The following is a 6,000-nucleotide window of genomic DNA, read 5'->3' as shown; positions in this document are numbered from 1 at the left end:
TATAACTATAATCGCCTATAAGTAGACTGCAGACATAGAACCAATTAGCTCACTTAGGAAAAGTTACACACATATGTAAATTGCTTACTAATAACCACACTTCAGCAGATTGGGTAAATTGGGTATGTATTTACATTCAAAGGAAAGAGTAATACATTTTGTTTGTGTTGACGTCACATTTAATTAGCAACAAATATGAACATTTTGGGGCAATAGTCAAAAGCCCCCATCAGTCCCCTCTACAAATACTAAAGAAAATGAAATTTTGAAAGGTATTAGCACTAGGAACTAACACATTTTTGTTATTTGTTATTATTTTTATTTATATTTATAAGACATATTAAGTTTATAAAAAAATCCTAATGTAGCAATGTGTCGGAATATGTTTGCGTAATCCTAAAAAGCAAGGTGATGATTTTGCTAAGATTACTACGACATTTAACTAGTACTTCTACTCCTCTGTTGTATCGTAGACACCATTAAGTGCAGATTATAGATTATATTATACTTACTACTTATTTGACATCGTAATGATAACAATTTGATATAAATAATATTTTTTCATCTTTACCATGCCCGCAGAGTAAGTGCTTTTTGCCGGATGTGTGGTGCCTTGTGGGTCATTGACGCCGAAATAGAAGAGCACAACAAAATAGAAAAGCAACAGCAGGGATTATTTTTATGTCTGATAGGATAACGCTTGGAGTTTATGATAGTAGCAGCGGTGGTTCAGAAGATGGTGAAACTACTGGTGCTGGTAGGGACGGCTCTCCCCTTGGGGCAGCCGCTCAAGATGAGGGTGAGGATAGCAAATCAGGGTGTGGTAGTGGGCCCGGCAGAGGCTCTTTGGCATCCCCAGGCCGTGGTGAACCACTGAAATTAGGCGCAAGACCCAAAGAGAGATCAGCTAAAGGAGTGGGAAAGGATGGGGAACGAAAGGGCAAGTTTTCTGAGGAAGGTAATGTGTGGCATAAAAGGGACAGAAGGTCAGCGAAACATCATAGAGGTAGGGGGCAAGAACTTGCTGCTGAGAGAACTGCTAAGCTTACTGCCGGGGCAAAAGGTAGAGGTAGAAGCAAAGGGGGAGCAGACATGTCGGGTTTAATAGCAGTAAGACATGTTGCTACGGAGGCACGAAGTGGTCGTGGTCGAGTTGGGAAAAGAACTACCTTCTTAGCTAATATGCGTGATGATTTTAGGAGATATGGTGTTGGAGGTTCGTTATTCATTATTTTTTTCTTTCTCGCTTTTATGCTGGGACCAGCTATTGCGTTGGTAATATTTGCACTTGATAATATTGCAAAATCAGCGAATTCAGACAGGGAAGGTAAATCTGGAAATGGATCATTAAAGAGGCTCTTAGGTTATATTGTTCTTGTTGGGTCGCTTGCATATCTATTAATTGTAGTGAAGATTATGACAAATATACCTAATCTTAGATTAGGGGAAAAAGACAAAAGTAAGAAGAAATAGAAAGGTATGAGTGTGTGTCTTGAGTGGCGCCAGATCTACTTTTAAATGGTAGCTATGATGGTGGTGGTGATGAAAAGTCAAGCCTCACCTCAGCTCAGCCGCAGCGTAAAGTAGGAGAATGATAAAGGTACAATTTCTGGGTGGTTGTGTAGAGTTAGGCGGAACGTAACCAATTATCTTGTGTTATTTTTATTTCATGCGTTGAGTGCAAGACCTAAAGCGACACACAGAGAGGCCGAAAGTAAAAATCCGGCAGGAACAATTAGCATGGTCCTACCCTAAAATTAGCAATAGCTTTTAAAGCATCTATAACTAGATAACTAGATACTGGGTTCTTCGCCGATTCTGAATTTAGCAGCACCGCCACAGATACTGAAACATTAGCAATAAGAGCATTAACGATGTGTGTTACAAATTTAGCAGCTCTGTGCAGCGTGAAAACGATAATAGGTTCTTGCGTGACGTTGGTGCACGGAGTGTTATGCAAAGCTCTATGGCTAATTCTTTAGTAGTAGTAAAATTATTCGTATTCATGTCCAGCTCTTTGACTGTATAAACATGTCCTTCCCAGAAAAACAGCAACCCCTACCCAATTCCTTTTCTATACAAACGAGTGATTGTGTTTTTGGAAGTGCGATCGGAATACGTGGCTCCAGTCTTGATTTGACCAGCACTACAAGCAACTGACAAATCAGCAATGAAAATGTCGCTGGTTTCTCCATGACGATGCAAAATTACTGTACCGTAGCCAAACCTACTCGCCAAAAAAAATGTCTCAAACGTCTCTGTTAATGTTCCAACTTAGTTAGGCTTAATTAAGATAGCATTAGTACACTCAGTTCTAATGCCATTACGCAAAAATAAAAAGATCATCTCCTACCAACTGTACCCTATTTACCAAACATTTGGTCAATAAATGCCAACCGCTCCAATAATCTTCCGCCATACCATCTTCTAGCCACTATTGGAAAACAACTGCATAAATTATCCAAATAGAACAAAAATCATCCGAATTTATAAATTTGTTAAAAATCTTGTAGTACCCATCTGAATAAAACTGACTACTAGTACAATCTAAAGCAATACACATATCCTAGCCAAGATCAAAAGCAGCAAAATAAATGGCATCTGCCAATAACTCTAAACCTGATCAATACCACTTAGGTGTGGAGCAAAACCACCTTCATCACCGACTGTGCAAAAAAATCCAATTTCCAATTTCATTTAGCTTTTCCCTTAGCGAATGGAAAATTAAAACACCGCAATGCAAAACTTCACCAAAATACAAGAACAAAATAAAAATTTTTCATCGGCATAGTATATAAAAGTCTACCATTTGACTGTAATAAAAGTACCTTTAGACTGTCTTCTTCGGAATTGTGCCAAATTGCTACCGTGCTATCGTAATAGGTCTTGCTCGCTAGCAGAAATATTTAAAACACGTTTCTGTCAATATCCTAATCTCCCAATTCAATTTGATTTATCTTGGGTGAATTGTCATTGGAAGATGTAACAAGACGTCCTGTTCTGCATGCCGTCCCTACCAAATATACTCTATCTCCCAAATTTCTAATCAACTATTGCCATACACTCCTATCATCTTTGTCCATGCCATCTTCAGTAGATATATATTATTGGAAAACAATTGCTTAAATTATCCAAACAATGCTTAATGAATGGCTCTTTTGTGGTATTTGTATGTTTTGTTATCTCCTTATGCAAATGTATAAAAGAATAGCTTGGTTAAACTCACGAAGATGACAGACAGAGAGACAGAATAAAACACATATAACTAGAAAAACTGGTAACGAACAAATCATTTTATTGGCCGTGAGGAAGATAGGTCAGTATAAAGTTCTAAATTACACTTTAAGGCAAAATGTATTCTCAATTGTTAAAGCATAAATGAACAGGCATGTTGGATATTGTCTATGTTGCTATTCGTAAAATCCACGTAGAGTACTACAGCCATCAACACACTGGCTGACATGTTTGCTAGTTTCAAATACCTGGTCATTAGTTGCTAGACGCTCCTATCAACCTCAGTCATGTAATCTTTCCCAGAATAAAAACCAGACCATCAGATAGCATCTATCAACAGATCTAAACCTTGATTAACATTATTTATATGTGGAGCAAAACTACCTCATCAATAACTGTACAAAAAAACCAAATTTCATGTAGATCCTAAATTAGTTGGAAAAGATATGCACTAATTAAAATAAATTGCCTATGGAATAACTATGCTTCATCACATCGGGTAAATTGGGCGCGCCATTTATGTCAATAGGGGGAGTATACGCATTTGGGTTGTGTCAGCATGGCATCTAATCTAGCAAAGTACAAACGCACATTGAATTGCATGAAATACTAAAACAACAGACCTTACTCTAAGAATCGGTTCGCATTAGAGCAACAGGGAAAAAACTCTCCTCCATTTTTCTCACAGCACCCAAGAAAATCGAAATTTTAAGCTAATTTTATTAGCACTGGGAGCTAATACATCTCTTTGTTATTTATGGCATAGAAGAAGACTATCGTAGAAAGATAAAAATTATCTTTCCCAATGCAGTAGTATAACTAATAACCCAAAAATCTGTGCAATCAATCTTAAAAGCAATATTATTTTACTACGGTACTTGATCAGTACTCTCACTATTATATTGTGGATATAACCATATACAAACTATCTATACTTATTACTTATTCATTACTCATTACTATAACAATAAAAAATTCATATAAATAATATTTCTTCATCTTTACTTTAGCACAATCAGGCGCTAGTGCTTACACTGATCTATGTTTGCTTACGTCGGTCATCATCGGTGTTTAAAGTAGAGTATCAGAGTGTATCAGAGTAAAAAAGTAAAAGAACAGCAATAGAGGGAATAGAGGGGTAAATATGTCTGATAGGATAACACGCGATGTTTCAGGTAGTAGCAGCGATTCAGAAGCTAGTGGTGAACCTGCTAATGTTGGGGAAGGTCATTCTCCCCTTGGAGCTGTCGGTCAGGATAGGGATGTAAGGAGTACTGAATCAGGATGTGGTAGGTCCAGCAGGAGCTCTTTGACGTCCCCAGGCCATGATGAATCACGGGGATTAGGTGCAAGACCCAGAAGAAAAACGGAGGGGAAAGAAGGAAAGGGAAGTAAACGTCATCATCATCATGCTGGGAAGGGTGTCGAATGGAATAAAAAAGACAGAAGAGCGGCGAGAGTTCATAGAGGTGAGGGGCAAAAACTTGCTGCTGAGAGGGCTGCTGAGGCTGCCGCTGAAGAAGCTGCTAGGAACGCTAGGGATGCTGCTGAAGGAAGAGGTAGGGATAAAAGAGATGACGGTTCGGGCTTAATAGCAACAAGAACAAAAGGTCCACGAACCCACCACCACCATGGTCATCATCATCACGGCAGGAGAACTGAACCAAAACATGGTACCATCGACAGTCGTATGGGTAGGTTTGGTAGGTTATGTTCCTTTTTAGCAACTTCTGTTACAGTAGGAGGACCGCTTGCAGCGTTAGCATGTTTGGTTAGTATTCTTAGTAGCAATACTGCAGGACCAGTAAATAACACTCAGGAAAGCGCGTCTGCGAGTGGCCCAGTTGGAGAAGTTAATTCTCGTCGTCAGGTTGCATTTATGGTTGTCTATATACTTCTCTCGATGTTCGTTCTTGCTGTGTCATGTGCTCATAGATTCTCAAACAAAGACAGAAAACGCAAGAAATAGAGGTGGTGATTAGCTTTTTTTAAAAGCTTAATGGTATACGTAGTGTATTAATACCCGTAGGTAGTTTGACTTGTTTTAGGGTGGAGTACAGTGGGTATGACATGTGTTCCCCTAACATGGTTTCCCTAGCCCTTATGTTTTTCGAAATCGGCGAAATCTTTCCAAGTGCCAGAAACGGCTTCTGGGTGCTGATTACGACGGAGGAAAAGGTGCTGATAGTAACGGAAGAGAACTGTCAAATTCGGGAACAACGAAAACACATGGCCCACAGTCATATGGTCGCAGTATCACGGTGGTGTAAGGGCTGGGTTTCGCGGTAGCAACAATTGTAGGTTTAGTTGTAATTTATCTGATTTATGTGTTTTCCCCTCGCTTTCCCTTCTAAAGGTAATTTCAGCGATGCTATCACCATTTAGCGGTACAGAATCAGGAAGTTCTTGCCGCGATAAAGCATTTTCAAATGAATCAACCATGGGGAATCGTTTTTTGGTATGTAAATCTTTAAACAAAAATAAAAAAAATAAGGCAAGGGAAATGGCTGACTTTATGTAGCACATACGACAAAAAGCTTATGAATGTACGTACGTATGTTGATTCCTGTTTATTCTTAAACGTTGTTGTTTTGCTGGCCTAAATACCTAAATAATGTTTAACAAGAACTGCTAGATTGATAGACCTGCTATATCTTAGTATGATTCAGCGATGTACGTGGCTTGTTCGCCTATAACATTGTGGAAGACCGCTGTTCCGTAGCAAACCTACTAGCTCAAAAAATGTTTCAAAAGTTTCTGTTAATG

4 protein-coding genes and 1 pseudogene are annotated in these 6,000 nt (G+C 38.8%); 2 read left to right on the top strand and 3 right to left on the bottom strand.

Features of this window, described 5'->3' with window-relative positions; genetic code table 11:
• Window positions 1-681: 681 nt before the first annotated feature.
• On the top strand, window positions 682-1,473 hold the full coding sequence (locus tag A6733_RS00255; protein WP_092460219.1) for a hypothetical protein: 792 nt from the start codon (window positions 682-684) through the stop codon (window positions 1,471-1,473).
• 585 nt (window positions 1,474-2,058) lie between these two features.
• Here the strand turns inward: A6733_RS00255 and eno are convergent.
• Window positions 2,059-2,262 (bottom strand): annotated as a pseudogene (gene eno, locus A6733_RS09585) (phosphopyruvate hydratase); the annotation flags it as partial.
• Window positions 2,263-2,323: 61 nt separating this feature from the next.
• The gene (locus tag A6733_RS09835; RefSeq protein ID WP_092403595.1) at window positions 2,324-2,419 is read right to left on the bottom strand and encodes a hypothetical protein; all 96 of its coding nucleotides are present in this window, start codon (window positions 2,417-2,419) and stop codon (window positions 2,324-2,326) included.
• Between the two features lie 1,959 nt (window positions 2,420-4,378).
• On the opposite strand from A6733_RS09835, the gene A6733_RS00240 reads away from it, so the two are divergent.
• Window positions 4,379-5,203 carry a hypothetical protein gene (locus A6733_RS00240; protein ID WP_092460216.1) on the top strand — a complete coding sequence of 275 codons (825 nt, stop codon included), beginning with the start codon at window positions 4,379-4,381 and terminating at the stop codon, window positions 5,201-5,203.
• A gap of 287 nt (window positions 5,204-5,490) precedes the next feature.
• On the opposite strand, the gene A6733_RS08235 is transcribed toward A6733_RS00240, so the two are convergent.
• Window positions 5,491-5,676: a hypothetical protein gene (locus A6733_RS08235; RefSeq protein ID WP_141663417.1), complete on the bottom strand. Its 186-nt coding sequence runs from the start codon at window positions 5,674-5,676 to the stop codon at window positions 5,491-5,493.
• Window positions 5,677-6,000: the final 324 nt, after the last annotated feature.

The sequence above is a fragment of the Candidatus Ichthyocystis sparus genome (genome assembly GCF_900078745.1).
GTDB classification, from domain to species: Bacteria; Pseudomonadota; Gammaproteobacteria; order Burkholderiales; family 2013Ark19i; genus Ichthyocystis; species Ichthyocystis sparus.
This window is presented reverse-complemented; position numbering and strand designations above follow the sequence as displayed.